Consider the following 24,486-nt stretch of genomic DNA (forward strand, 5'->3'; position numbering starts at 1 on the left):
ATCCGGGCACCCTGGGGTGTGTTTTTAGCTGGTTTTCCAGAGATCGTCCTGCTCAGCCATAGCATATAACCCTTCGGCACGACCTATTAATAACTTGGCAAAATCCTGCTGGGTTTGGTCAGGATTTTCCAGTTTCAACAGATTTTCCGCTTTTAATTGCCAGTGCAGAGAAAAATGTTTCAGTACCGCTCTGGCATCCGCTGCCACTGACACGGGTGCCACATCACTGGGCAAATCCCCGCCTATAGCCCAATATTGCTTGCCATCGGTGGCTTTGACTTTCCACACTGTCAGTACCGGCTCCATCACCCGACTTTGTTCCAGGATCACGGCATCTATTATCACGCCTTTTTCGGCCAGGAATTGCGCTACTTTCTGGTATTGTTCCCTAACCCAGTTGGATGATTGTTGTTCTGTCATTATTATTTTTCCTCAAGTAAGCTCAGCACCGCCTGCAATGGGTGTCTGGGTTTATAACCTTGTAACCTGGCCGTTTGACTGCGGCACGAATAACCGGTAGCCAGTACCTGATTGGCATCATAGCGCGCCAGCGCCTGTTGCCAGCTTAAATTAAAAATGCCCTTTGAATCCTCCAAATGGCTCACCTCATGGCCGTAAGTACCAGCCATGCCACAACACCCAACCGAAACGGGGGTAAGACTGGCACCCAGTCGGGTAAAAATCTGCTGCCACTGCTTTTCAGATGCAGGTAATGCGGTTTTCTCCGTACAGTGGCCAAATAAGGCGAAAGACGGCGAAGCGTTGGCGGGCACGTCAGGCAGCGCCACGTCTGCTAACCACTCATGCACTAATTGCACCCTAAAATCCCCTCTGGTTGCCCCCAGCGCTTTTTGGTATTCATCCCGGTAGCAAAGCACCAGGGATGGATCGACACCAATCAAAGGAATATTCAGTTCAGTTAACTGATTAAAAAATGCGGCCGAATTTGCGGCTGTGGCAGCGAACTCCTTCAAAAAACCCTTAACATGCTGAGGTTTGCCATTGGGTTTAAAGGGTAACAATACCGGATGCAAGCCCAGTTTTCGTACCAGGCGTACCAAATCTTCAATCAGCTCAGCCTCATAAAAACTGGTGAAAGGGTCTTGTACAATCAGCACCCGCTTAGCCAGTTGCGCCGGGTTTAGGGATTTCAATACCTGTAAATCAAAGGCCTGTACTTCTTTGTCCAGCCGCCAGGCCAGTGTCGGAAAGGACAGTTTAGGGGCATCCACGTAGCCCACCCACTTGCGCAGCGGCCACTCGCCCAGCGTCATCAGGCCGTTGACCAACCTGGGAGCTTTAGCCAGTTGCGGGGCCATTTTTTCCACATTAGCGACCAGATAATCTTTAAAGGGCCTGGCGTAGCGTCCGTAATACAGGTTCAGAAATCTGGCCCTGAAGCCAGGCACATCTACGTTGACCGGACATTGGCTGGCACAGGCCTTACAGGCAAGGCAACCGTCCATTGCTTCCATCACCTGATGCGAGAAGTCCTGTTCATTGTCTTTTTGCCAACTGTTGTACAAGCGTCTGGTGAAACTGTAGCGCTGCCCCTTGCTTTCCAGTTTGTGCGCATCGCTACCCTGCTTGCTCAGCAGCCGCAGCCATTCGCGCATCAGCCCCGCCCGGCCTTTCGGACTGTGACGACGATCGCGGGTAATCTTGCTGGAAGGACACATGGGTGACGTGGTGTCATAGTTAAAACACAGTCCGTTACCGTTGCAACTCATGGCTGGCTCAAAGGCTTCCCGCACTTTAAGTGGGATTTGCCTGTCATAACTTGCCCGCTTGGTATCAGATACTTTAACCAAGACTTCCTTGGAATCATAAGGCGTACAGATTTTGCCGGGATTCATGCGGTTGTGGGGATCAAAGGCGGATTTGATTTTGCGCAGTTCAGTGAAAAGTTCTTCACCAAAAAACGCCGGGCCGTACTCACTACGATAGCCCTTGCCATGTTCACCCCACATCAGGCCGCCATATTTGGCCACCAGTGCCACGACCTGATCCGAGATCTCCGCCATCAGCATTTCCTGCAGGGGATCACACAAATCCAATGCCGGGCGCACATGCAATACCCCGGCATCCACATGCCCGAACATGCCGTACTGCAAGCCTTTAGCATCCAGCAGTGCACGGAACTCCATAATAAAATCGGCCAGTTTTTCCGGTGGCACAGCGGTATCTTCGGCGAAGGCAATAGGCTTTTTACTGCCTTTGGTTTTGCCCAGCAAACCCACCGCCTTTTTGCGCATGGCATATATTTTACCAATATCGCCATTGTCCGAGGTCAGTTGATAGCCAATCACCCCGGATTGACCTGTAGCAATACAGTCATCCAACATCGCCACTAAGCCGGTAATCTTGTCATGCATGTCCTGTTCGGCTTCGGCGTTGTATTCCACCATATTCAGGCCCTGCAAATCTTTACCCGGCACGTCCTCTATCAGGCTTTTTACTGAATGCCAGATAATGTCCTCACGGGCCAGGTTCAGCACTTTGCTGTCCACTGTTTCCACCGATGTGGCCTCGGCTGCCACCATGGCTGGCGCATGACGCAGGGCAGATTCAAAGGAATCGTATTTGACATTGATCAGGGTCTTAAATCGGGCGATAGGTGTGACATTCAGCTTAGCTTCGGCCACAAAGGCCAATGAGCCTTCAGAGCCGGTAATCACCCGGCTTAAGTCAAATTGCTGCATAGCCGTGTCAAACACGTGCTCCAGATCATAACCGGTTAAAAAGCGATTCAAACGTGGAAACTTAGCCAGAATCTGCTCACGCTTTTGCTCACAGCTGGATAATACCTGGGCCACCACCCGCCCAATTGCATCAGGCTGATTGGCCCGTTCTCTGGCCTGTTCTAAGCTCAGTGGCGCCGTATCCAGCAAGGTGCCATCCGCTAAGACCGAGCGAAGCGCCAGCACATGATCACTAGTTTTACCGTACACCAGCGACCCCTGCCCTGATGCATCGGTGTTTATCATGCCGCCGATTGTTGCTCTGTTACTGGTGGACAGATCCGGTGCAAAGAAAAAACCATAGGGGCGCAAAAAATCATTTAACTGGTCTTTCACCACCCCAGCCTGCACCCGCACCCAGCGTTCTTCAGGATTAAATTCCAGAATCTGATGCATATGACGGGACAAGTCCACCACCAGACCATCGGTCAGGGATTGCCCGTTAGTGCCGGTGCCACCACCACGGGCAGAAAATCTCACCCCGCTGTAGGTCTGAGTCAGACGGCCAAGTAGTTGCAGGTCGTCAAGATCGGTGGGAAATACCACCGCCTGTGGTAAACGCTGATAAACCGAATTATCGGTCGCCACAGCCAAGCGACTGGCATAGCTGGTTTCTATCTCACCTTTGAAGTGGGCATCTTGCAGGGCCTGCAAATAGTCAGGGTAATCCTGTTCAATACTGGCTTTGGGATCAACTAGAGGTAACATCCACACAGACTTAGCTGAAAAAAAGTGCCGCTAGTATACACAAGGGCGCAACCTCCTGTAACAACTTGACAGGTGATTCTGTAGTGCGAATCCCTATACTTTATCTCTGATGGCATATTGAGGAATTCAAGATGAAAAGCCTGCGCATTGCCCTGGGCATCATTTGCACACTGATAGGCACCTTGTTATTTATTTTGCCGGGCTCTGTTCTGTTTTTGCTGGCCGGCCTGATGCTGCTCAGTATCGACTTCCCCGTGGTAAGAAACTGGCTGAATCACTGCCAACGTTCAATGCGCCGTGGTGCAGTGAAGCTTGATAACTATCTGCTGAGCAGAAAACTCAGCCGCTAGGCGACTATTTTCCGGCCGGGCTGGATACAAAACCAGCGTTCAAAGCAAAAAGCCGAAAAAGCAGTTGCGCCGCTTAAAGTGCATCGTTATTATACGCGCCGTTCTCAGATGAGTCTTAAATCTGAAACATAACCTCAAGACAATCACTGTCTGATATGTGCGTCCGTAGCTCAGTTGGTTAGAGCACCACCTTGACATGGTGGGGGTCGGTAGTTCGAGTCTACTCGGACGCACCAATTTTACTATTTAATCTCCCGAACACTAAAAGCTGGTGCAAGCACCACCGCTCTCTATGGCCCGGTCCGATGGTCGGTAGTTCGAGTCTACTCGGACGCACCACTTTACCTATTTAATTTCCCGATGACTAAAAGTTGGTGCAAGCACCACCGCTCTCTATAGGGTCACAAGCAAAAAATCCGCTAAAGGCTTTTCAAGAACTAGCTTTACAGCAATATAAGCCATACATGCACAGTGCAGTAACCGAGCTATGCTTATAAAGCTTCAAGGGGTTGGTCCCGTAACCTAAATTGTCTTATTGCAGGCTCAAACCTGACATTCTTAGTATCAAAGGCATTAGCAATTGCCTGTAAAATAACACCATCTTCGGCAATACCCGCTTTTACCTTACCTTCGTCGACAATCCACAGCCGATCTGCCAATTCCAGGCTCAGTTCAAGATCGTGGCTGGACAGCAATACTATTTTACCCATAGTGTGAGCATGAGTTCTGAGCAAACTCATTACCTCTACTCTTCCGGGCAGGTCCAGAAACGCAGTAATTTCGTCTAACACCATCACATCAGTATCCTGAGCCAGCGCTCTGGCAATCATCACCCGTTGGCGTTCTCCATCAGAAAGGCTGTCAAACGGCTGATTGGCAAATTTCAAGACATCTACGGTACGCATGGCATCTGCGATAACCTCATAATCTGTGCCACTCAAGTGGCCTCGCCAGTTGGTATAGGGCTGACGGCCGAGGTTGATAACATCTCGTACTCTGAGCCCCGGACTGGAAACTCTCTCGGTAGTTACCACAGAAATACGCTGTGCCCGCAATTGTGCCGTCATCTCATGAATATTGACATTGTGCAGGCAAACCCTTCCACCAAGTGGCTTCTGCAGGCCGCTGATAGTGCGCAGCAGAGTTGATTTACCCGCACCGTTTCGGCCGATGACACAGATAAATGCGCCAGGTCTTAACGTTAAGTTCAGATTGGCCAACACCGCACCGCGAGGCCCGGGGTAACCGGCCGCTACATTCATCACTTCCAACATCTAAATGCGCCCCCGTAAGGATGGACTGGCCAACAATATCGCAATAACCACCGGTGCTCCCACTAAAGCCAAAATAGCATTCAAATGCAAAAAGTGTTGTTCCCATGGCAAATGCACAATGGCATCGGCACTCAAAGCCAGCAATGCGCCGCAAAGGGCTGCAATGGGTAGCAAGGGCAGAATTTGCGACGTTCTGACCATGGCACGGGCAAAATGCGGTACGATCAGACCAATAAAGGTCACCGGGCCGCAGTACGCCGTTACTGGTGCCACCAAAAGCACCACGGCACTTAAGGTCAGCCAGCGCAACCGTTTAACATCCGTCCCCATGCTCCGTGCATAAGTCTCTCCCAGCAGCATAGCGCTCAGTCCTTTGGCACTGACAATCGCCAACACCAGCCCAAGCCCGATAGGCAGTAGCATAACAGCAACGTCGCTTATCTCTGTGCTGGCAAAGGTGCCGTCGTTCCAGCCCGAATACACCCTGCCACCTACGCGACTGGCAAAATGCATCACGATACTGACCAGCCCCTGAACGGTAAAACCAAGCATCAAACCCACCACCAACAGAGTAATATTGCTGACCCGTCTTGACAGTCCGGCCATCAGCACAGCAAACACTGCCACGCCCAGAATTGCACCACTGGTTAGGCCAATGCCCTGAAACGCCGTCAAAAACGCCAATGCGGCAGGCCCGGCAAAGGCTGCAGCAGTAACAATCAGTGATACGCCCAACTGCCCTCCCGCCAGCAATCCCAAGGACCAGGCGTCTGCCATTGGGTTTCTGAACAACGCTTGCATCAGCACCCCTGAAATACCCAGTGCTGCACCAGCAATTAATCCAGTGAGCACCCTGGGCAGGCGGATATCCCGCACAATCTGGCTGGCAACGGGATCCCCACTGGGGTCAAGTACCGCCGCCAACAGCCTTTCTCCCCCCAAAATGACCTGCCCGTAACTCAGGCTAAAAACAATGACAGCCACTAACATCAATAAAAATACCGTAACAACCATGCGTTGTAGCGATGCAAAATGGTTTGAAGCGAGTATTGTGCTGTTCATGGCCTTGGCGTCTGACTGTCGGGTTGAATATAGGTGAAAGGGGCGTTGATCAGGTTCGGGTGCAGCATTTGCACCAGATCACGCAAAATCAAGTCAGGGCGTATCTGACCAGTTGCATAAATGTCAAAAGCATCGGCTTCAGGTTTACTCGAACCATCGGCGGCAAATAGGCAGCCTTGTCGCCAGGCTTTGAAATTGTGCAGAAACTTAACATCGGTAAAAGGCTGAGAATGGCTGTCGCGAATAACCCAGCAGTCAATGTCCCTGGCTTGTTCAAGCAGCACTTCAGAACTGAGCTTAACAAAATCATCAATGCGAATATCATCTTGCTGGGCAAGCGGATTCATTCCCCCGGCGTCCCTCAACAGCGCATTGTCTGCATTTCTGACCGTCACCATCCAACGATCACTACCGCCATACCAGGAACTAAGCACTTTTTTCTTAGGAGCGGTATCCGCAATGGCTTTGAGTTGCTCAACCTGTTCTGCCACGTTGTTGACAAAGCTCTGGGCTTGCTGTTCTTTGCCTGTCATCAGCCCAATCAGGCGCACATAGTCAACAGGCCCCATATAATGGGTTTCTGCTTCGAAAAAAATCGGTACTACCGGAATCCCCAATTTATTGATGCGCTGCATATGTTGCACATGCTCAAGGCTGCCCATTACCATTAACAACACATCCGGACTGGCATCGAGCAATGGATCAATGTTCGGTGGCGTGTGCCAGCCATAACCTATTTGCGCCAGTTCACCACTGCGCGCTTTGGCGCGTAACTCGTCGTCGTAACTCTTAACTCCGCCAACCGCCACCAACCTGTCCTTTATGCCCAATTCAGCGACGATGGCTTCCAGAAAGCCGTAATTAGTTGCAATACGCATCACTGGTGTTCTAACCACAGTGGCCCCCTTCAGATCACCCGTAAGGGCAGGTTCGGCTTTATCGCGCGGCACCAGAATAATGCGAGCAGTTTGCTCATCTCCCTGCGCACTGCCGCCCCAGGACACCATGGGCGCTTTTAAATCGATAATCTGATAGCCATCCAATTCCCTGACTATAAAGGTCTCGGTATAACGCATAGGCACCTCGACACTGGATGACAGGTTCAAAGTTGGTTTGCCCTGTACCTTGTCTTGTGACTTGTTTGGGTGGCTACAACTCCCAACCGCAAATAACAGCATTAAGATGATGAATGCCTTCATTAAAATCTCACTTTTGTACCCAGGCGAATCTGGCGTGGCACGCCCGGCGACACATTGGTGACCGCACTGCGCGAGCCAGCAAAATAGAAAAAGTAGTCTTCGTCCAGCACATTGGTGACTGACAGGTCGAAGGCCAGGTCTGGATTGTTGGTGGGAAACCAGCTAACAGACAAATTCATTAGGCTGTATTGGCCGGTTTTTATACTGTTAGACAAATCAACGAAGTAGTCGCTGTACCATTCATAAGACAAATTGCCGTGCCATTGCCCGGAAAACTCGTGAGATACTTCAGCATAAACAATATGCCCAGGCACGCCTTGCGGAGTGTTGCCGGAAAAGTCGGTATCAGGCGCGCCAAAAGAGCCAGCCAGAATTAACTCGTCCCATTCGGGGGCCAGGTAGGTATAATTGACCAGCAATTCAGTGGTGCGCACAGGGCGGTAACGGACAGCGGCTTCCAGGCCACGACTGGAATATTTTTGTCCTGTGGTTGCCAGAGTTGGCGGCCCTTCTGGATCGGGATTGTCGATAAAGATCCGACGGTCAGTCTGCACCAAATAAAACAGCGCGGTTTCCCAGCTAAGTTGTTTGTTTTGCGTTTGCCCTTTCCACCCCAATTCATAACTGTCAATAAAGGTAGGGGCTTCGTCGCGGGCATAGCGATCCGGCTCCCATTGCCAAACCGGACCGAAATTGGAATTAAAGCCCCGACCATAACTGGCATAGACTATCCCGCTATCCAATTGATAGGCGAGTGCAGCCTTAGGCGACACAGCTTCAGAACGTCCCTCTGCATTTTGCAAATCAGGTGATGCGGCAATCACAGAAAAATCGATATTACGCTTAAACTCATCATATCGCGCGCCCACAGTCAGCGTTAAACGTTCGCTCAGACTGATTTCGTCCTGAAAAAAGGCACCGTAAAACTGATTGGTGGTATCTGCTGCAGTTCGCAACTGCTCATGCACAAAACAGTCATTGCCAGGCTGATCATTCAGCACTTCACCTGTGCTGTAATCAATCACAATGGCGTAGAACCTAAATCCACATTCACCGCTGAAAAACGGGTCAAGCTCTCCTGACCACCTGTCCTGCTCATCTAATGAGGTACGTTCAGCACTGACACCGACAACCAGTTTGTGCCTGCCACTTCGCCAGTTAGCCAACGCTTCGACAAAATATACGGAAGCGTCATTGACTGAAGCAAAACCGTTTACTCCCATGATGTTTTGGTCGGGATTAAACTCTAAGTAGTCATAAAAATTAAGGCGAACGTCACTGTCGAACTGGCGCGCCTGGGCAGTTAGCTGGATATCCAGGATGTCTGTTACTTGTTGCTCATAGCGCAGCGCACCTATCCAGCCCTGGTTGTTGTTGCGGGTTGGCTTATGCCCCAGAAAGCCTTCAACGCCACCTGCCACTTTTACTATTGAGCCGTCGGCCAGCGTTGGTATAACGCTGGGCACCTGCGCGTTGCGTTCAAAATAAGACAACCAGGCTGTCAACGCGCTCTTGCTGCTGAGGGGAATGACGGTCTTCAGAAAAGCGCTGGTTGCATCACGCGCGCTGTTGTCTCTCCAACCAGCGAAATCTTCATAACTGAGGCTGGCAAGAACGCCAATGTCCTGTCTAAATTGTCTTTCTAATAACACCTGGCCGCGGTAGTAGCCGTCCTGACCTGCAGAAAAAGACAGTTCTGTGCTGTTGTTGACTGGATTGCGGGTCTGATAATTTATCGCACCGCCAATAGCCCCGCGACCATAGAGTGCAGATACCGGCCCCCGCACAATTTCGATATGATTCACTATGGGATAGGGAATCTCATAAAGTAACACTTCTTCGTCGGGGCCAACAAAAGGGATGCCATCCAGCATGGCTAAAAAGGCATCATTGCCGTGATTACCTGTGGCGCCGCGTATGGACACAAAGGGGAACTCTTCCCCATCCCCCTCACCCCGCCTAAAGAATACACCAGGTACACCTCTGAATTCGTCGGTACCATAGGTGAAGCCCTTGCTGCGCAGGTCATCCAGCTCCCGCACAGAAATCGCTGCTGGAACCTCAAGCAGCATTTGTTCAGAGCGGGTTGCCGTCACAACCACTCGTTCGATGCCAGTTTCTGCTTGACCAGAAAACACCTCACCAGCGACAGCTGGCGACATGCCTGGCTCAACCCAGGAAGCGACAATAAGGGCCGCCATGGATGTATAGCGCATGTTTATCTTCTCGTTAGTAGTTAGGGTCCAACCAAGTTTTACTCAGGCTGATAAGCTGTTTTCTGCAAGGTCTGATATGCAACTGCTATTGAGTTGCCACCACTTTTACCGGAAATAACCTGCAGAACAGCAAAAAGCGTTAATCATCTTACACGACAAAAGATACATTATATCATTTCAATTATGTTTCGATATGTTATATTGTATCAATGCAGTGTACGTACAATACGTCGGTTTGCAGCTTTAAGTCAAATGAACAGGTATTGCAGGGTAACTGCCCTGGATCGCCAGTAATTTCTACAGGTTGGACTATGAACAAATCACACTGGCTCAGATTGGCACTGATACTGAGCTTAAGCCCCTCAGCTCTTGCCCAGCAGCACACCCATGGCCAGGGCGAACTGCAGATTGCTCAAGATGGCGAGCGCTGGCATCTTCAATTAATTTTGCCGGCAGCCGACGCGCTGGGCTTTGAGCATGAAGCAAAAACAAGCGAACAAAAAAAAGCCCAGCACCACCTGGCACACAAGCTAACGCACAATGCCGGGGTTGTAAAACTGACCGGGCAATGCTCGCTGGTCAGCGCAGAGCATTCACTACAGGCGGTTGACAACCAAAATCACCCCCACAAACATCATGAGCATCATGATGACAATGAACAGCATCACGAGCATAGACATAGCAATATTGAGGTGACCTATCAATATGACTGTGCAAGCGCAGTCACACAGCTTGCTCTGCCACTGTTTGAATCTATGCCTTCACTGAGCCTGATAAAAGCGCAGTGGTTAACCGACAAAGGGCAAGGTGTCGCCAATCTCACCAGCAGCCACCCCTATATAGGGTGGTAATGATGAACCAGGGGCAAATTGGTCAGGTTATCCAGCAGGCTAAGCAGACTTGTCGCAACAGTGGTCGTGGCCTGACAGAAAAACGTCAGCGAGTGCTGGAGATACTGCTAAAAACAGAAGGCCCTATGTCCGCTTATGAGTTGACAGACGCTTACAATCGGATAGCACCAGCCCCCATTATGGCCATGTCGGTTTACCGTATCCTGGTGTTTCTGGAATCGATGAAACTTATCCATCGACTCCACTCTGCCAATAAGTATATGGCCTGCACCCAACTATCAGGCCACTGTGACCATCCGTTCCCATTATTTCTGATCTGCACCCTTTGCCAGAAAGTGGAGGAGACGTCGGTACCCACCAATCTGGTGAGACTACTGACACAGAACACCAAAAAATCAGGATTTCTTATTGCTGGCTCACAACTCGAAATGAATGGGCTGTGCAACCAGTGCCAATCCACCTCTTCGTCTTAAGGAAAGATGTCAGATGAAGCTTCAAAACATTAGTGATAAAGCAGCCGTAGGCCTCTCTGCGCTTTGTGTCGTGCATTGTTTATTTATGCCTATTATCTTGATCCTTATCCCGCCCTTGTCAGGCGTGCTGGCATTAAATGATGAGCTGTTTCACATCTGGCTGCTGTTTGCGGTAGTGCCAATTAGCAGCATTGCATTGTTGATGGGGTACTTTCACCACCGCAACCGCCATGTCTTTGTTATCGGTGCCTTAGGCTTAACCATTTTGGTGATTGCAGCAGTTATGGGTCATGACCTGCTGGGTGAGTATGGTGAAGTCGCCATGACCGTAGTGGGTTCCTGCATCATTGCCTTTGGCCATGTCCGCAACTATCAATTGGGTCGCCAGCAGCAGTGCACCAATGCCCATCAGGAGTATACCAACCATGACTAACAACAAATTACCCGTCACCGTGCTGTCAGGATTTCTTGGCGCAGGAAAAACCACGGTACTCAGCCATATTCTGAATAACCGTCAGGGCAAGAAAGTCGCGGTGATAGTCAACGATATGAGTGAAGTGAATATTGACGCGGCCATGGTCAAAAACGAAGTTTCGCTCAATCACAGCGAAGAGAAACTGGTGGAGATGAGTAATGGCTGCATCTGCTGTACGCTCAGAGAGGACTTATTGATAGAAGTCAGCAAACTGGCCTCATCCGCACAGTTCGACTACCTGGTCATCGAATCAACTGGCATTTCTGAGCCCTTACCTGTGGCCGAAACCTTTACCTTTGCTGACGAAGACGGCATTTCCCTGTCCGATGTGGCCACACTGGACACCATGGTTACCGTGGTAGATGCGGTTAATTTTGTCAGGGATTATGACGAAGCCAAGTATTTGCAAGATACCGGTGAGCACTTAGGAGAACAGGATGAACGCAGCGTTGCCGACCTGTTAATCGATCAGGTGGAATTTGCCGATGTGATTTTAATCAGTAAAACCGACCTGGTGGATGATGCTGAGCTGGAACGTTTAAAAGCCATACTCGGTACCCTTAATACCAGCGCCCGTATTATCCCCATTCAACATGGCCAGGTGCCGGTCAGCGCCATACTGGGTACCGGCTTGTTTGATTTTGACAAAGCTCAGCAGGCACCTGGCTGGCTAAAGGAACTGCGCGGCGAACATATACCTGAAACCGAAGAATATGGCATCTCGAGTTTCACTTACAGCGCCCGTCGCCCCTTCCACCCGCAAAAATTTTATCAGTTTCTGCACAGCAGCAACCAACAGGGCAAGCTGCTGCGCTCGAAAGGCTATTTCTGGCTGGCATCGCGCCCCCAGTATGCGGGCCAGTGGAACCAGGCCGGCGGCATCGCCCGGTATGGGTTTGCGGGCCTGTTCTGGAAAGCGGTTCCTGAATCCCAATGGCCGACCGATGCAGAGTCTCTGGCTTATATACAAAAGCTTTGGCAGGAGCCATTTGGCGATATGCGTCAGGAACTGGTGTTTATTGGCCAGAATCTGGATAAGCAGGTAATCACCGAGGCGCTGGATAGCTGTCTGCTGTCTGAGCAAGAACTGTTGCAGGGCAAAAGCTATTGGCAGACCCTGCCCGATCCCTTTCCCGCTTGGGAGAGCGAAGCATGAGTAATGCATGTTTGGCAATCGCGTCAGAACAAAACGGGACACCGCTACGCATTGCTTCGAAAGGCGCAAGCCCTATGGTCCTGACGGATATTTATCAGGACGCGGTTAATATTGCGATCTGGCAACGCAAACTGCCAACCGAACTTCTTGGCAGTCTGCAACAGTATCTGCAGAGCAACCCCAGATTAAGTATCACCAAAACCATTGAGGCTGATGCTATTGAACTGCAACTGCGGGAAACACTGCCAGATTTCCCCGGCAACGAGCTGTTACAGGCAAAGGTGGCCGAATTGGTCGATATGTTTTGCTGCCTGTTTGATTTAAAACGGGCCGGGTTGCGCTTAAAAGTACTGGAACACGCTATGTGTCCGCGCTTTCATGTGGACAAGGTGCCCTGTCGATTAGTCACAACCTTTTACGGCGCGGGTACCCAATGGCTACCCCATCAGTTGGTTAACCGCGACAGACTCGGCATTAAAAGTCAGGGCCTGGCTGACGAACAATCAGGTTTATACAGCGGCCCGGATTGTATTCAGGTATTAGCACCAGGGGATGTCGCCTTGTTAAAAGGTGAACTTTGGCAAGGCAATGAGCATGCTGGTTTAGTCCACCGCTCTGCGCCAGCCAGCGGGACTGAAAAACGCCTTTTACTGACCCTGGACTTTGTTTTCTGAGTTACCCCTAGTTATGAATCAGCAGTTAATCAAAAATGCCCTGGTGATCAATGCCGGTTTAAGCATGCCGGCTGACGTGCGTATCCGCGGGGCCAGAATTGAACGTATTGCCCCTGACATACCAGCCAAAGCAAACGAACAGGTTATCGATGCAAAAGGTGCCTGGCTGTTACCAGGTATGATTGACGACCAGGTGCACTTTCGCGAACCCGGCCTGACCCACAAAGGCTCCATCGCCAGTGAGTCCCGGGCAGCGGTCGCCGGAGGCATCACCAGTTATATGGAAATGCCTAATGTCAGCCCTGCCAGTACCAATATGGCCGCCTTGGCACATAAATATGCCATCGCCCGACAAGCTTCACTGGCCAACTATGCCTTTTACCTGGGCGCCACCGAGAACAACCTGGAAGACATTAAAGCACTGGATCCCAGCCAAATCTGTGGGGTGAAAGTCTTTATGGGCGCTTCGACAGGCGATTTGTTGGTGGAGCATCCCCAGGCACTGGAAGCTATTTTCAGGGAAAGTCCGGTATTGATCGTAACCCACTGCGAAGACGGGCGACGCATAAATCACAATCTACAGATGTACCGTCAAAACGGTCTGACGCCCGGTATTTTAGATCATGCCAAAATCCGCGATACCGAAGCCTGCTATGCATCGTCCTCTTATGCAGTGTCACTGGCTAAACAATATCGCGCCCAGTTGCATGTACTGCACATCACCAGCGAAAAAGAGCTTAGCTTGTTCAGCACCGGCAATATAAGGAACAAACATATTACTGCCGAAGCCTGTGTGCATCACTTATGGTTTAGTCAGGATGACTATCCCAGGCTTGGCAACCTAATCAAATGCAACCCAGCCATCAAGGCCCCAAGTGACCAGGAAGCATTGCTAAACGCGGTGCAAAGCGGCCTTATCGATATCATCGCAACCGATCACGCTCCCCACACCTGGAGTGAAAAACAGCAAGCCTATCTGCAGGCACCGGCCGGATTGCCGTTGGTTGAACACGCACTGCTAAGCCTGTGCGAACAGGTGCACCACAACAGACTCAGCATTGAACTGGTGGCAGAGAAAACCGCCCATAATCCAGCCATTCGCTATGGCATTGCCGACAGAGGGTTTATCCACGAGGGTTACTTTGCCGATCTGGTGCTGGTATCACCAAAGCACAGTACAGAGGTCAGCCACAAAACCTGCCGCTACCACTGTGGCTGGACGCCCTTTAACGGTACCCGTTTTTCATCGCGAATATTAACAACCTGGGTCAACGGCCAAGCTGTTTTTGATGCTGATAAGCTAACTCAATCTCAAACGCCGGCCATGCCACTTGTTTTTAACCGATAACCGGAACCCCTGCTGTATGAATATGATGATCACCTTACCCGATGTTGCCGCTGGTCAAGCCGACTTAAATTCTCTGCCCCTGAGCTGGGTAGGTATGGAGGCCATCGCACTGCCCATACTGGTAGATGGGGATGGCAACCAGCCGGTCCAAGTCACCGCCAGGGCAGATGTGTTTGTCAGCCTGGAAAAGCCCGAGGCCAAGGGCATACATATGTCGCGTTTATATTTGCGACTTAATCAGCAGTTGAGCAAGCAACGCCTGAGCGGCTCAGGGATATCCGCACTGCTAAAGGATATGGTGCAAAGCCAGCAAGGGCTCAGCCAGGCCGCTAAGATAAACCTGCAGTTTGACCTGCCGCTGGTAAAAAGCGCGCTGCTGAGCAACGAGTCGGGTTATCAGAACTACACTGTGACCCTGACCAGAGAATTGAACAGCGGCTCCCCCATCACCGATCTTAGTGTCACTATTCCCTATTCCAGCACCTGCCCTTGCTCTGCGGCCCTGTCAAGGCAGGCTCTGAGTGAGGCATTCGCCCAGCGCTTCGGCGCTGCGCAGTTAGACAAGGAAGAACTTATCCAGTGGCTCGCCTCTGAGCAGGCCAGCATCGCCACACCGCATAGCCAGCGCTCCTACGCTTATATCAGGCTGAGACTGACGGATGAAAACCTGCCAAATCTGCCATCCCTAATCTTCCATCTTGAGCAGGCTATCGGCACACCAGTACAAACCGCCGTCAAGCGCCAGGACGAGCAGGCCTTTGCCAAGCTGAATGCGCAAAACCTGCTGTTTTGTGAGGATGCAGCCAGACGCATTAAGCAAGCCCTGGAGCTGATGCCTCAGGTGTCTGATTACTGGTTTAAAGTAGAGCATCAGGAAAGTCTGCATGCTCACAATGCCGTGGTGTACGACCAAAAACACCATACCGATTGGCTGCATAACGGCCATAACGCTTATTAAACTGCCGCTTGACATAGTGACAAAGGCGCCTATTCATCTTAAACGTGGAAATAAATCAGTATGTTACGCAAAAATCCCAGTGGTCATCTGCCGGACGTGGCACAAAGCGCTTTTATCGACCCTACCGCCATTATTTGTGGGAAAGTGGTGATCGAGGACAATGTGTTTATTGGCCCCTATGCGGTCATTCGCGCCGATGAAGTAGACACCAACGGTGATATGCAGCCCATTGTAATCAAACGAGACTCCAATATTCAGGACGGGGTGGTAATTCATTCCAAGTCCGGCGCGGCGGTTATCGTCGGCGAACGAACCTCCATCGCCCACCGCTCGATAATTCACGGCCCATGCGAAGTGGGTGACGATGTGTTCATCGGCTTTAACTCCGTGGTATTTCGGACCAGAATTGGTAACGGCTGTGTAGTAAGACACAACTCGGTTATTGATGGGTTAAACCTGCCCGACAAGTTTCATGTCCCACCTATGACTAACATCGGACCCGGTTTTGATTTAGACAGCATCAGTAAAGTGCCCCCTGAGTATTCGAGCTTTTCAGAATCCGTTGTATCTGCCAATCATTACTTGGTGCAAGGATACAAAAAGCTCGCTAACGAACTTTAAGGCTGACATAGATGAATATCGCTAAATTCTTTGCCCTGATGGCCATCAGTTCACTTTGTAGCGGTTGCGTGGCCAGTCCCCCATCGCCAGCCACAGTTAGCCCTGCAGACGCCTTCACAACAGCGCAAAGCCCACAACCCAAGGCACTAAAAGTGGCCACCTGGAACACTGAACATCTGGCCTATCCGGGCGAAGGTGGGTGCAAACCCAGAAGCAATGCTCAGTTGTCAGCCATGCGACGATATACGGCAAGTTTAGATGCCGATGTTATTGCCCTACAGGAAGTTGATTCTAAACAGGCGTTAAGACTGATCTTTCCGGATCTTCACTGGCGACTCATCCTGTCCGACAGACCCGATAGCCAGCCCTATCAGTGCAGGGAAAATGGCGATCTTTCTACCCAGCAAAAATTAGCTTTTGCAATCAGAAGAGAAGTACCGCTACTAAGCATCACCCATATTAAAGATTTCGGCCTGGACTTACCCGGTTTGCGCTATGGGCTGGCCATCAGGGTTGACGCCCCCACCGGGCCAATAGACATTTTAAATCTGCACCTGAAAAGTGGCTGTTTTGTCGATGATTACCTGCAAAGCGACACACAAGCCTGCCGGGTTTTAGCTAAACAGGCAGATGTGTTGAATGACTGGATTGCACAGCGGGAAAAACCGGCTACACCCTATCTGGTATTAGGCGATTTTAATCACCGGATTTCAGCACCCTATAACCGCCTGAGTCGGGTACTGCTGAATGATGAGCGCTCAACCAAGATTACCACACGCAATCTGCTAAGTTGTCATCCACGTCATTCGGCCCTGATCGACCATATACTGGCAGGCGGCATGCCGACTGAGCGGATAACTGAATCTGCACAGATACATACTTACGCAGATGAAGGTGCCATGCTCAGTGACCATTGCGCTGTGTCAGTATCCTTATCAGCTGACAGCCCCACACTTTCCACTGCATTATTGTGGCAAATCACCAGCAAGGAATATCAGCTTCTTAGCAGGGCAATCTATCAGCAGGCACAACAGGCCCTGGCAAAGGTGCCTGCTGATTTGCAAAACTGGGTGGTGGTTATGGATGTTGACGAAACAGTGTTGGACAATACTGCCTATCAAAAGCAGACAGAAATAGCAGGGACCGGTTATTCACCTGCGACCTGGGATACCTGGGTGCAAAGCGAACAAGCCAGTCTGGTGCCCGGTGTCAAACCTTTTATAGAAGCGATATTTCAGCGCGGCGGAAAGCTTGCGTTGGTGACCAACCGCAACCGGCGTCTGGACATTCATACCTGGCGCAATCTGCAGGCATTGGGCATTCCCATAACAACGGCAAATACCTGTCTTATCGGTCGTCATGCATCAGACCAGGACGCGCTGGACCATAAGCTCATCAGGAACGACAAAGACTTACGTCGCCAGCAAATCGTGCAAGGCGATGCCCCTTGTTTTGGGCACCCCCATGAGTCAAAAACCTCCTGGTCGGAACCACATAACATAGTGTTACAAGTTGGTGACAATATTGAGGATTTTTCCGGGCTTACGCAGCAGCAGGCCGATATTGGGACCGTATTACCTCAATTAGGAAAAACACTGTTTTTGCTGCCTAACCCCTTGTATGGCTCCTGGCAATAAGTGCTTATATTTTAATCCTGATAAGGGGATGTGTAACTAATCTGCTTTTACGTTAATTCGCTGCTGTTTTACCAGAGGTTGACGACCATCCTCTGCCTGGATGTGCAGCGTGATATTATGCTCACCCGGTTCGCTGGCCTGATAATAAAGCCGCAGTTTACCAGACAGAGATAAGGCAATCTTGGTTGGTTCCTGCAAGACAATCTTATCGCTGGCTGAAACATTCAGCGTTGCCTGATGAAAACGGCCAGGCACCTGATAGTCTATTTCCAGCACGGCTGGCTGTTGCGAAGAGACAGCAACCTGCTTTTGATGACTAACGCGAATAAGCTGCGGGGAGCTGGGTAGCCGATGCTGTTGCATCAAAGGATGGAAATGGCCAAAACGCCCCGCCCCGTCATGCCACTCACAACTTTGCCCCGAACCGGGTGCCAGGCTCAGCAACATCAGCGTGTAAATGCTGCAGTACGCTAATCGCAGAGGTTTAGTCTTCATAGGGCACAACAGAGTCTATCCAAAGGCGGTAGGCGGCCGTTCCCATCTCATTTTCATTGATTTCAATGGCCAGTAACCCTTCAAACCAGAAGGGATCATAGAGATTTTTCAGTTCAACCCCTTTTTTCAACACCGCATAAATAATTTGATTGGGTGGCGGGGGCGGCATATGCAGACAGGCACCAAAATAGGGCACAATAAAAAACTCTGTGACATGCTGTTGTTCATCGGCTTGTAACGGCACAATAAAGCCGGGAATTTTTATGGCTTTGTTGTGCCAGTCCTGCACAACACGAGTCGATGTCAGGGCATCCTGGTAGCGACGCACTTTTTCATCCTGTTGCGCCTGCTGAGTCAGGGCCTCCAGGGAGTCTTCCTGCGAGCCGTCAGCAATATCGGCAAAGTAATCAGGGGGATCCAACAAGGTATCCAGATCGTCTTTGGGCATCAATGCAACCCAGTCCACTTCCTGGTATTGCCTGTCAGGAGACTTAGACGTTTGTGCTGACGCGTCAAATACCAACAACATCGCAACAGTTAAACATAAAGATACAAAACGCAATGCCATAATTTTCACCGGAATACGCGAGCCAAGCAAAAAAAATGTTATAACATAGCACATGCATTTTGTACACTTGCATGGGGGCTTAACTACCCTGCATAAAAATAGACGATATCCCGGAAAGCAACGCGACCAGCAAAATCAATATGCGTAGCATCTCACTGTGAATGCGATGACTGATCAAACCCGACAACACCCATCCCAGCATAATGGCTGGCATACATTTAAGAAAAAGTACCAGGTCCTGAGCCCCTGCTGAGCCCGTAAACCACAATACGATGATTCCCAAACTATTAATGTAAAGGAAGAAAACACTCAGATTAGCTTTAATCTGCCGCTGTTCAACCGTCTGGTACAGCAGCCCCATGGGCGCTCCGCCAGCAGAGGTCGTCGTGCCCATAAAACCTGACATTAAGCTGGCAATTAAATTGGACGCCACACCAATGGTGGGCTTAACACCAACAACGGACAACAGCACAGCAAGGATAATGGAAATGCCAAACAGCAATCGGTAGTGGTGAGGCTCCAGAAACAACATTACTGCCCCAGCCGTCAATACACCGGCTGTTCCGCCGAGAATCGAAAAGGACGTCTGTTTCAGGTGAATGGCGTCACGATTGCGAATAGAAATCAGCAAGGTAAGTAACAATGCGTTTAGGATCATTGGTGCCGGCACGAGCTGGGGTGATATAAGAAATAACACAGGCGCGCATAATAGTCCCAGGCCAAAGCCAATCACACTTTGCAGGAAGGCACCCGTGATTAGTATCAAATAAACCCAAATCCAGTCTGCCAATTCGACTACCTGCAAAGCTATTTCAGGTAAGGATTCTGTCATTCACTCACACACTCAGACATAAAAACATATTATAATACTATTCTATGTTTGACAATCTCTCATGTTACAGAGTTGTTGACAAGTGCGGAGCCGATTTATACCCAGCCACCGTCCACAATCAAAGTCTGGGCGGTTAGCATTCGGCTATCATCGGCAGCCAGGAATAACGCCGCATTGACAATATCATCAGGTTGAAGGTTTTCTTTAATGCATTGGTTAGCTTGAATTTCTTTGGCAATATCAGGGTTAACCCAACGGGAAATCTGGCGCGGTGTCATAACCCAGCCAGGAATCAGCGTGTTCACACGAATATGATCCTTGCCATACTGGCCTGCCAGACTGCGTGTCAGCCCTTCTATACCAGCTTTGGCGGTAGTGTATGCGGGCATGCAGGTTTGCTTCAATCGCCAGCTTATTGAACCAAGGTTAATAATGCTGCCTCCTCCCTGCCGCTGCATCTGTGGCGCCACCGCCTGCGCCGAAAAGAAGCAGGGTCTGAGGTTAATAGCAAGTCGCTCGTCCCAATACTCGACGGTAAGCTCATCCATATCGTGGCGCGTGTCGTCAGCAGCATTGTTGATTAATACACTGATATCACCGTGTGCCTTCTGAGCTTCGCTGATCGCGTCTTTTAATGCTTCAACGTCTTTGATGTCACAATGTAGGTAAAGTGGCGTTACTTGGTGTTGTTCGGCAAGCCGGGAACAAAGACCACGACTAGGCTCATCGGCAATATCGACAAAGGCCACCTTGGCTCCCTGCAGGCAAAAACGCTCCACCATAGCAGCACCAATACTGGTCCCACCGCCGGTAATAAAAACGCTCTTGCCATTAAGGCTGGGATAACAGGTTTCCCCTTTTAACAGTGTTGGCATAATAACTCTTAAACTTCTCGGTTTGTCCTCTACCTTACCAGGCAAAGATCATCAGCGAGCCACCTCACTTGGCCCCTTTAATTTCTGCCTCTATAAAGGTCATGGCCTCATCAATCAGATAAGTCATCATGTTCTTGGCGCGTTCAGGCTGGCGATTCAGAATGGCGGTGTAAATCTTGGCATGATCTTCAGCCACCCCCATGTCATTACCTTTTGCCGGAGTCGTGTGCTGGATACTGACACTCAGCGCAGTTCGAATAAAGTCGCGTAACTGAAAGAAAAACCTGTTGCGACTGGCAAACAAAATACTGGTGTGAAACGCTAAATCAGCTTCATGCATACTGGCCTTTGGATCTGCCGCCGCTTTGTTCATCTCGTCTAACGCGTCGGCAATATGCTGTATATCCTCATCGGTCCCGTACTCAGCAGCCAAAGCGGCTGCCTGTGGCTCAATGGCCATACGCATCTGCAAAAACTCTTTGAGTACCAGCATTGACGGACTGCTATCCAACATCCATTTCAACACACTGGTATCATAAAGATTCCAGTTTGAGGCAGGTTCGACCCGGATACCCTGGCGGGGTCGCGAGGAGATTAATCCTTTAGCAGCCAGCATCTTCACCGCTTCGCGCACGGCGGTCCGGCTTATGCCATACTCATCGCACAACTGGGCTTCGGTGGGCAAACCAGATTCAGCATTGAATTCACCGGCAATAATGGCACGCCCCAGTTCATTCGTAACCTGTTGCGATAAGTTCAAGTTTTCTATTCGCGCCATACGTTTTCCTTTAATTTCACGTATCTTATTATACTAACATAACTTTTTAACGAAACAGTGCAATGTTCTGTTTGCCTTTTTGCCCTGTTCCAGCCATATAGTTGAGCGACTGACCACTTTCATGCCGGACCGCCTGCCAGAATAACACCAGCGTTTACTTAACCAGCCATTAACAATCCGCTTTAAATTACACATATTGTATTATAATATGCTTTAAATTTTTACGTTACACAGAATGGATAGAGACCTCACTCCTGCTCTGTGAAGCCTGTATGGATAACATGATATGGTTCAATTAAGCACTCTGGATTGGTTGGTTCTGGCTGGTTTCTTTGTCTTATTGCTTGGTGTCGTAATTATGTCGCTGCGACAAAAAGAAGAAGATACCGCTGACTATTTCCTGGCTGGACGTAATGCAAGCTGGCTGGTGATCGGCGCCTCCATTTTTGCTTCCAATATTGGTTCAGAGCATCTGGTGGGTCTGTCCGGGTCCGGCGCGCAATCCGGTATGGCACTAGCCCACTGGGAATTACAATCGTGGATCATTCTGCTACTTGGTTGGATCTTCGTGCCCTTCTACTGGAGCAGCAAGGTCTACACCATGCCCGAGTTTCTGGAGCGCCGCTATAACCCAGCATCCCGAACCTTTCTATCGGTAATCTCACTGGTAAGCTATGTACTAACTAAAGTGGCCGTTACCGTTTATGCAGGCGGAATCGCATTTAAAACCATTCTTGGTATCGACAGTATCTGGGGGATAGATTTCTTCTGGATTTCAGCCCTGAGCCTGGTGATTATCACCGGCATCTACACGGTACTTGGCGGTATGAAAGCCATTATGTGGACGTCTGTGCTACAAACACCTGTACTGATCATCGGCTCTGTAGTGATTCTGGTGGTAGGCCTGGACAAAGTGGGCGGCTGGGCAGAAGTAGAGAGGCTTAACGAGGCCAATATGCACCTGATCCGCTCAGCATCTGACGCAGACTTCCCCTGGCCGGGGATTATTTTTGGCTCTTTTATCATTGGCTTTTGGTACTGGTGTACCGACCAGTACATTGTGCAGCGGGTACTGTCCGCTAAAGGTATTAAAGAGGCCCGCCGCGGCACCATTTTTGCGGGTTATCTTAAGTTGCTTCCGGTATTTATTTTTCTGGTACCTGGCATGATTGCCTATGCGCTGAACGCCAAAGGCATTATCAGCTACGACAGTGCTGATCAGGCATTCCCGACGCTGGTGGCCGAACTCCTGCCATCTGGCGTTAAAGGCATTGTTATTGGTGGACTGGTGGCCGCTCTGATGAGTTCTCTGGCCTCGTTGTTTAACTCCTCAGCAACCCTATTCACCATAGATTTCTATAAAAAGTTCAAGCCTGAGTCCAGCGAGAAACACTTACTCAGAGTGGGACGCATAGCCACTGTCGTGATTGTTCTGCTGGGTATCTTGTGGATCCCGGTGATGAGCCTGATCGCCGATGTACTGTATGAATACCTGCAAAGTGTTCAGTCGCTAATTGCGCCAGGTATTGCGGCGGTATTTCTGCTGGGGCTTTTAAGCCGGCGTATTACCCCTGCCGCTGGCTTTGTCGGCCTGGTGTCCGGCTTTGTAATGGGCATGTTCCGACTGGTACTACTGCCATTTAAAGACTCTTTGCAGGGCAGTGCACTGGCCTGGGTGGTGGAAATGAACTGGCTGTATTACTGCATTTTACTGTTCGTACTGGTCGCCGGCATTATGATCCTGACCAGTTTGTTTACCGCCAGGGCCAGTCAGGAGAAACTGCAGGGGCTGACCTTCTCCAGTCTGGGTAAGGATACGATGCGTGAAGTGATCGCAGGCCTGGATAAATGGGACTATATCCATACTGCTGGCATTCTGGCCATTACCGCCTTTATCTATATCCGCTTCTGGTAATAAGGGCGTTAAACCACAGGATCGCAGAGAACACAGAGGGTTGAAAGTCGAATGGTCCAGACCTGCTCTGAGCGCTCATAATTGGCAAATACAACCGGCACTCTGCGAAAAGGCATCCAGATGGATGCCTTTTTATTTCTGGCCCCTCATCGCTGCGCGAGATAAAGACGGATGATCAGAAAGCCATTAATCCTCTGTGGCTCTGTGGTTTTCTCTTCAATCCCCTTGCTGCGGCATAAAGACAGGAAAGCCCTCAGCATTCCAGTAAATGGGGCGGGCCCGGGCATGGCGGTTAGGATCAGTTAGCGGTGTGCCCTGCAATTCCCGGTAGTCACGGCTGTGGTAGATCAGCAGATCCGTCTTGCCGTCCTCGGCCAGCACAAAGCTGTTGTGACCAGGTCCGTAACGACTGAGGCGCTGATTAGTCGTAAAAACCGGCTCAGGGGATTTATGCCAACTGTCATCACTGAGCAGATCTGCCGCAGAGTCAGCCCATAACAGGCCCATGGCATAACGATCGTCGGTGGCACTGGCAGAATATGTGATAAATACCTTGCCGTGTCGAATCAGTACCGCGGCGCCTTCGTTCACCTTATAACCCTGTATTTCCCAATCCAGGGTCGGCTCACTGATTTTAACAATAGGGGCCTTAACAGAGGTGGGGCTGTCCATCTCAGCAATCCATAGTGCAGAGTTGTAGCTGCGTTCGGCATTTTGCTGGGCCCAGACCAGGTAGCGTTTGCCTTGATGTTCAAAGCTGGTGGCATCCAGTGCAAAACTATCCAGATGGGTGGTCAATTGTCCCTCCTCCTTCCAGATACCTGTGGCCGGATCTTCAGAGGAGTTGGACAGCACATACATGCGGATACTGAAGGGCTGGGCCAGATCGCCAGCGGCAAAGTACACATACCAGATGCCATCAATTCGATGCAGCTCCGGTGCCCAGATATTGGCACTCATGGGTCCTGAGGCCTTTTTCTGCCAGATCACGGTGGGTTCGGCCAGCTTGAGATCATTGAGCCGACAGGCACTACGGATTTCTATTTGATCAAATTTCGGCGAAGTGCCGATAAACTGATAACAACCGCTGGTAGCATCCCTGACCAGCCAGGGGTCGGCCCGTTGCAGCACGATGGGATTGTCGATATTAAGCGATTCCAGGGCCTGTGCAGCAGCTGTGCATAGCGCCAACGGTAGCAAAGCCAGGCGAAAGCCGCGCAGGACGTTCTCCTTTAACATGGGGTAGTCTCCTGTTCTGATTAAGATCATCAATATATTGT

The 24,486-nt window shown here is 50.4% G+C and carries 23 protein-coding genes and 1 tRNA gene; 12 read left to right on the top strand and 12 right to left on the bottom strand.

What is annotated here, in order from left to right:
- Positions 1–24: 24 nt before the first annotated feature.
- Positions 25–420, bottom strand: coding sequence for a DUF4826 family protein (locus tag CSR04_RS14695; RefSeq protein ID WP_102797053.1), 396 nt, complete (start codon positions 418–420; stop codon positions 25–27).
- Positions 421–422: 2 nt separating this feature from the next.
- Positions 423–3,449, bottom strand: coding sequence for a D-2-hydroxyglutarate dehydrogenase YdiJ (gene ydiJ / locus CSR04_RS14700; protein WP_102797054.1), 3,027 nt, complete (start codon positions 3,447–3,449; stop codon positions 423–425).
- A gap of 131 nt (positions 3,450–3,580) precedes the next feature.
- Here ydiJ and CSR04_RS14705 point away from each other — a divergent pair, with 131 nt between their 5' ends.
- Positions 3,581–3,799, top strand: coding sequence for a tellurium resistance protein TerC (locus CSR04_RS14705; RefSeq protein ID WP_102797055.1), 219 nt, complete (start codon positions 3,581–3,583; stop codon positions 3,797–3,799).
- Between the two features lie 159 nt (positions 3,800–3,958).
- Positions 3,959–4,035, top strand: a tRNA-Val gene (locus tag CSR04_RS14710).
- Between the two features lie 255 nt (positions 4,036–4,290).
- Here CSR04_RS14710 and CSR04_RS14715 read toward each other — a convergent pair.
- Genes CSR04_RS14715 through CSR04_RS14730 form a run of 4 tightly spaced genes read right to left on the bottom strand, consistent with a single transcriptional unit; the run spans position 4,291 to position 9,550 of the window.
- Positions 4,291–5,073 carry an ABC transporter ATP-binding protein gene (locus tag CSR04_RS14715; protein WP_102797056.1) on the bottom strand — a complete coding sequence of 261 codons (783 nt, stop codon included), beginning with the start codon at positions 5,071–5,073 and terminating at the stop codon, positions 4,291–4,293.
- Positions 5,074–6,135 carry a FecCD family ABC transporter permease gene (locus tag CSR04_RS14720; RefSeq protein WP_216362570.1) on the bottom strand — a complete coding sequence of 354 codons (1,062 nt, stop codon included), beginning with the start codon at positions 6,133–6,135 and terminating at the stop codon, positions 5,074–5,076.
- On the bottom strand, positions 6,132–7,334 hold the full coding sequence (locus CSR04_RS14725) for an ABC transporter substrate-binding protein (RefSeq protein WP_102797058.1): 1,203 nt from the start codon (positions 7,332–7,334) through the stop codon (positions 6,132–6,134). Before CSR04_RS14725 ends, CSR04_RS14720 begins: the two co-directional genes overlap by 4 nt.
- Positions 7,334–9,550 carry a TonB-dependent receptor gene (locus CSR04_RS14730; RefSeq protein ID WP_102797059.1) on the bottom strand — a complete coding sequence of 739 codons (2,217 nt, stop codon included), beginning with the start codon at positions 9,548–9,550 and terminating at the stop codon, positions 7,334–7,336. The genes CSR04_RS14725 and CSR04_RS14730 overlap by 1 nt, the downstream gene beginning before the upstream one ends.
- Positions 9,551–9,861: 311 nt before the next feature.
- Here CSR04_RS14730 and CSR04_RS14735 point away from each other — a divergent pair, with 311 nt between their 5' ends.
- Genes CSR04_RS14735 through CSR04_RS24970 form a run of 9 tightly spaced genes read left to right on the top strand, consistent with a single transcriptional unit; the run spans position 9,862 to position 17,743 of the window.
- Positions 9,862–10,401 carry a ZrgA family zinc uptake protein gene (locus CSR04_RS14735; protein WP_172449367.1) on the top strand — a complete coding sequence of 180 codons (540 nt, stop codon included), beginning with the start codon at positions 9,862–9,864 and terminating at the stop codon, positions 10,399–10,401.
- Positions 10,401–10,874 (top strand): Fur family transcriptional regulator, encoded by a 474-nt coding sequence (locus CSR04_RS14740; RefSeq protein WP_245921627.1) that lies wholly within the window; start codon positions 10,401–10,403, stop codon positions 10,872–10,874. Before CSR04_RS14735 ends, CSR04_RS14740 begins: the two co-directional genes overlap by 1 nt.
- Before the next feature lie 13 nt (positions 10,875–10,887).
- Entirely contained in the window at positions 10,888–11,307 is a 420-nt protein-coding gene (locus CSR04_RS14745) for a MerC domain-containing protein (protein ID WP_102797062.1), read from the top strand.
- A complete protein-coding gene (gene zigA, locus CSR04_RS14750; protein WP_102797063.1) occupies positions 11,300–12,505 on the top strand; it encodes a zinc metallochaperone GTPase ZigA in 1,206 nt (401 codons plus the stop codon). Before CSR04_RS14745 ends, zigA begins: the two co-directional genes overlap by 8 nt.
- Positions 12,502–13,179, top strand: coding sequence for a DUF1826 domain-containing protein (locus CSR04_RS14755; protein ID WP_102797064.1), 678 nt, complete (start codon positions 12,502–12,504; stop codon positions 13,177–13,179). The genes zigA and CSR04_RS14755 overlap by 4 nt, the downstream gene beginning before the upstream one ends.
- 13 nt (positions 13,180–13,192) lie before the next feature.
- Positions 13,193–14,527: a dihydroorotase gene (locus CSR04_RS14760; RefSeq protein ID WP_102797065.1), complete on the top strand. Its 1,335-nt coding sequence runs from the start codon at positions 13,193–13,195 to the stop codon at positions 14,525–14,527.
- A 16-nt stretch (positions 14,528–14,543) separates the two neighbouring features.
- Positions 14,544–15,485 carry a GTP cyclohydrolase FolE2 gene (folE2, locus tag CSR04_RS14765; protein WP_342751394.1) on the top strand — a complete coding sequence of 314 codons (942 nt, stop codon included), beginning with the start codon at positions 14,544–14,546 and terminating at the stop codon, positions 15,483–15,485.
- A gap of 60 nt (positions 15,486–15,545) precedes the next feature.
- Positions 15,546–16,106: a DapH/DapD/GlmU-related protein gene (locus CSR04_RS14770; protein WP_102797066.1), complete on the top strand. Its 561-nt coding sequence runs from the start codon at positions 15,546–15,548 to the stop codon at positions 16,104–16,106.
- Between the two features lie 11 nt (positions 16,107–16,117).
- Positions 16,118–17,743: an HAD family acid phosphatase gene (locus tag CSR04_RS24970; RefSeq protein WP_172449368.1), complete on the top strand. Its 1,626-nt coding sequence runs from the start codon at positions 16,118–16,120 to the stop codon at positions 17,741–17,743.
- A 36-nt stretch (positions 17,744–17,779) separates the two neighbouring features.
- Here CSR04_RS24970 and CSR04_RS14780 read toward each other — a convergent pair whose 3' ends face one another.
- The 5 genes from CSR04_RS14780 to CSR04_RS14800 form a co-directional block, all read right to left on the bottom strand.
- A complete protein-coding gene (locus CSR04_RS14780; RefSeq protein ID WP_146027179.1) occupies positions 17,780–18,238 on the bottom strand; it encodes a hypothetical protein in 459 nt (152 codons plus the stop codon).
- A complete protein-coding gene (locus CSR04_RS14785; protein WP_245921629.1) occupies positions 18,228–18,806 on the bottom strand; it encodes a DUF3299 domain-containing protein in 579 nt (192 codons plus the stop codon). The genes CSR04_RS14780 and CSR04_RS14785 overlap by 11 nt, the downstream gene beginning before the upstream one ends.
- 79 nt (positions 18,807–18,885) lie before the next feature.
- Positions 18,886–19,638: a sulfite exporter TauE/SafE family protein gene (locus tag CSR04_RS14790; RefSeq protein WP_245921633.1), complete on the bottom strand. Its 753-nt coding sequence runs from the start codon at positions 19,636–19,638 to the stop codon at positions 18,886–18,888.
- A 95-nt stretch (positions 19,639–19,733) separates the two neighbouring features.
- On the bottom strand, positions 19,734–20,513 hold the full coding sequence (locus CSR04_RS14795; RefSeq protein ID WP_102797069.1) for an SDR family NAD(P)-dependent oxidoreductase: 780 nt from the start codon (positions 20,511–20,513) through the stop codon (positions 19,734–19,736).
- A 64-nt stretch (positions 20,514–20,577) separates the two neighbouring features.
- Positions 20,578–21,291: a FadR/GntR family transcriptional regulator gene (locus CSR04_RS14800; protein WP_102797070.1), complete on the bottom strand. Its 714-nt coding sequence runs from the start codon at positions 21,289–21,291 to the stop codon at positions 20,578–20,580.
- A gap of 286 nt (positions 21,292–21,577) precedes the next feature.
- Here CSR04_RS14800 and CSR04_RS14805 point away from each other — a divergent pair, with 286 nt between their 5' ends.
- Entirely contained in the window at positions 21,578–23,206 is a 1,629-nt protein-coding gene (locus tag CSR04_RS14805) for a sodium:solute symporter (protein WP_102797071.1), read from the top strand.
- Positions 23,207–23,422: 216 nt separating this feature from the next.
- Here the strand turns inward: CSR04_RS14805 and CSR04_RS14810 are convergent, their stop codons facing one another.
- Positions 23,423–24,445 (bottom strand): glycoside hydrolase family 43 protein, encoded by a 1,023-nt coding sequence (locus CSR04_RS14810; RefSeq protein WP_102797072.1) that lies wholly within the window; start codon positions 24,443–24,445, stop codon positions 23,423–23,425.
- Between the last annotated feature and the right edge of the window lie 41 nt (positions 24,446–24,486).

Source organism: Bowmanella denitrificans (assembly GCF_002887595.1).
In the GTDB taxonomy this organism is placed as follows: domain Bacteria; phylum Pseudomonadota; class Gammaproteobacteria; order Enterobacterales; family Alteromonadaceae; genus Bowmanella; species Bowmanella denitrificans.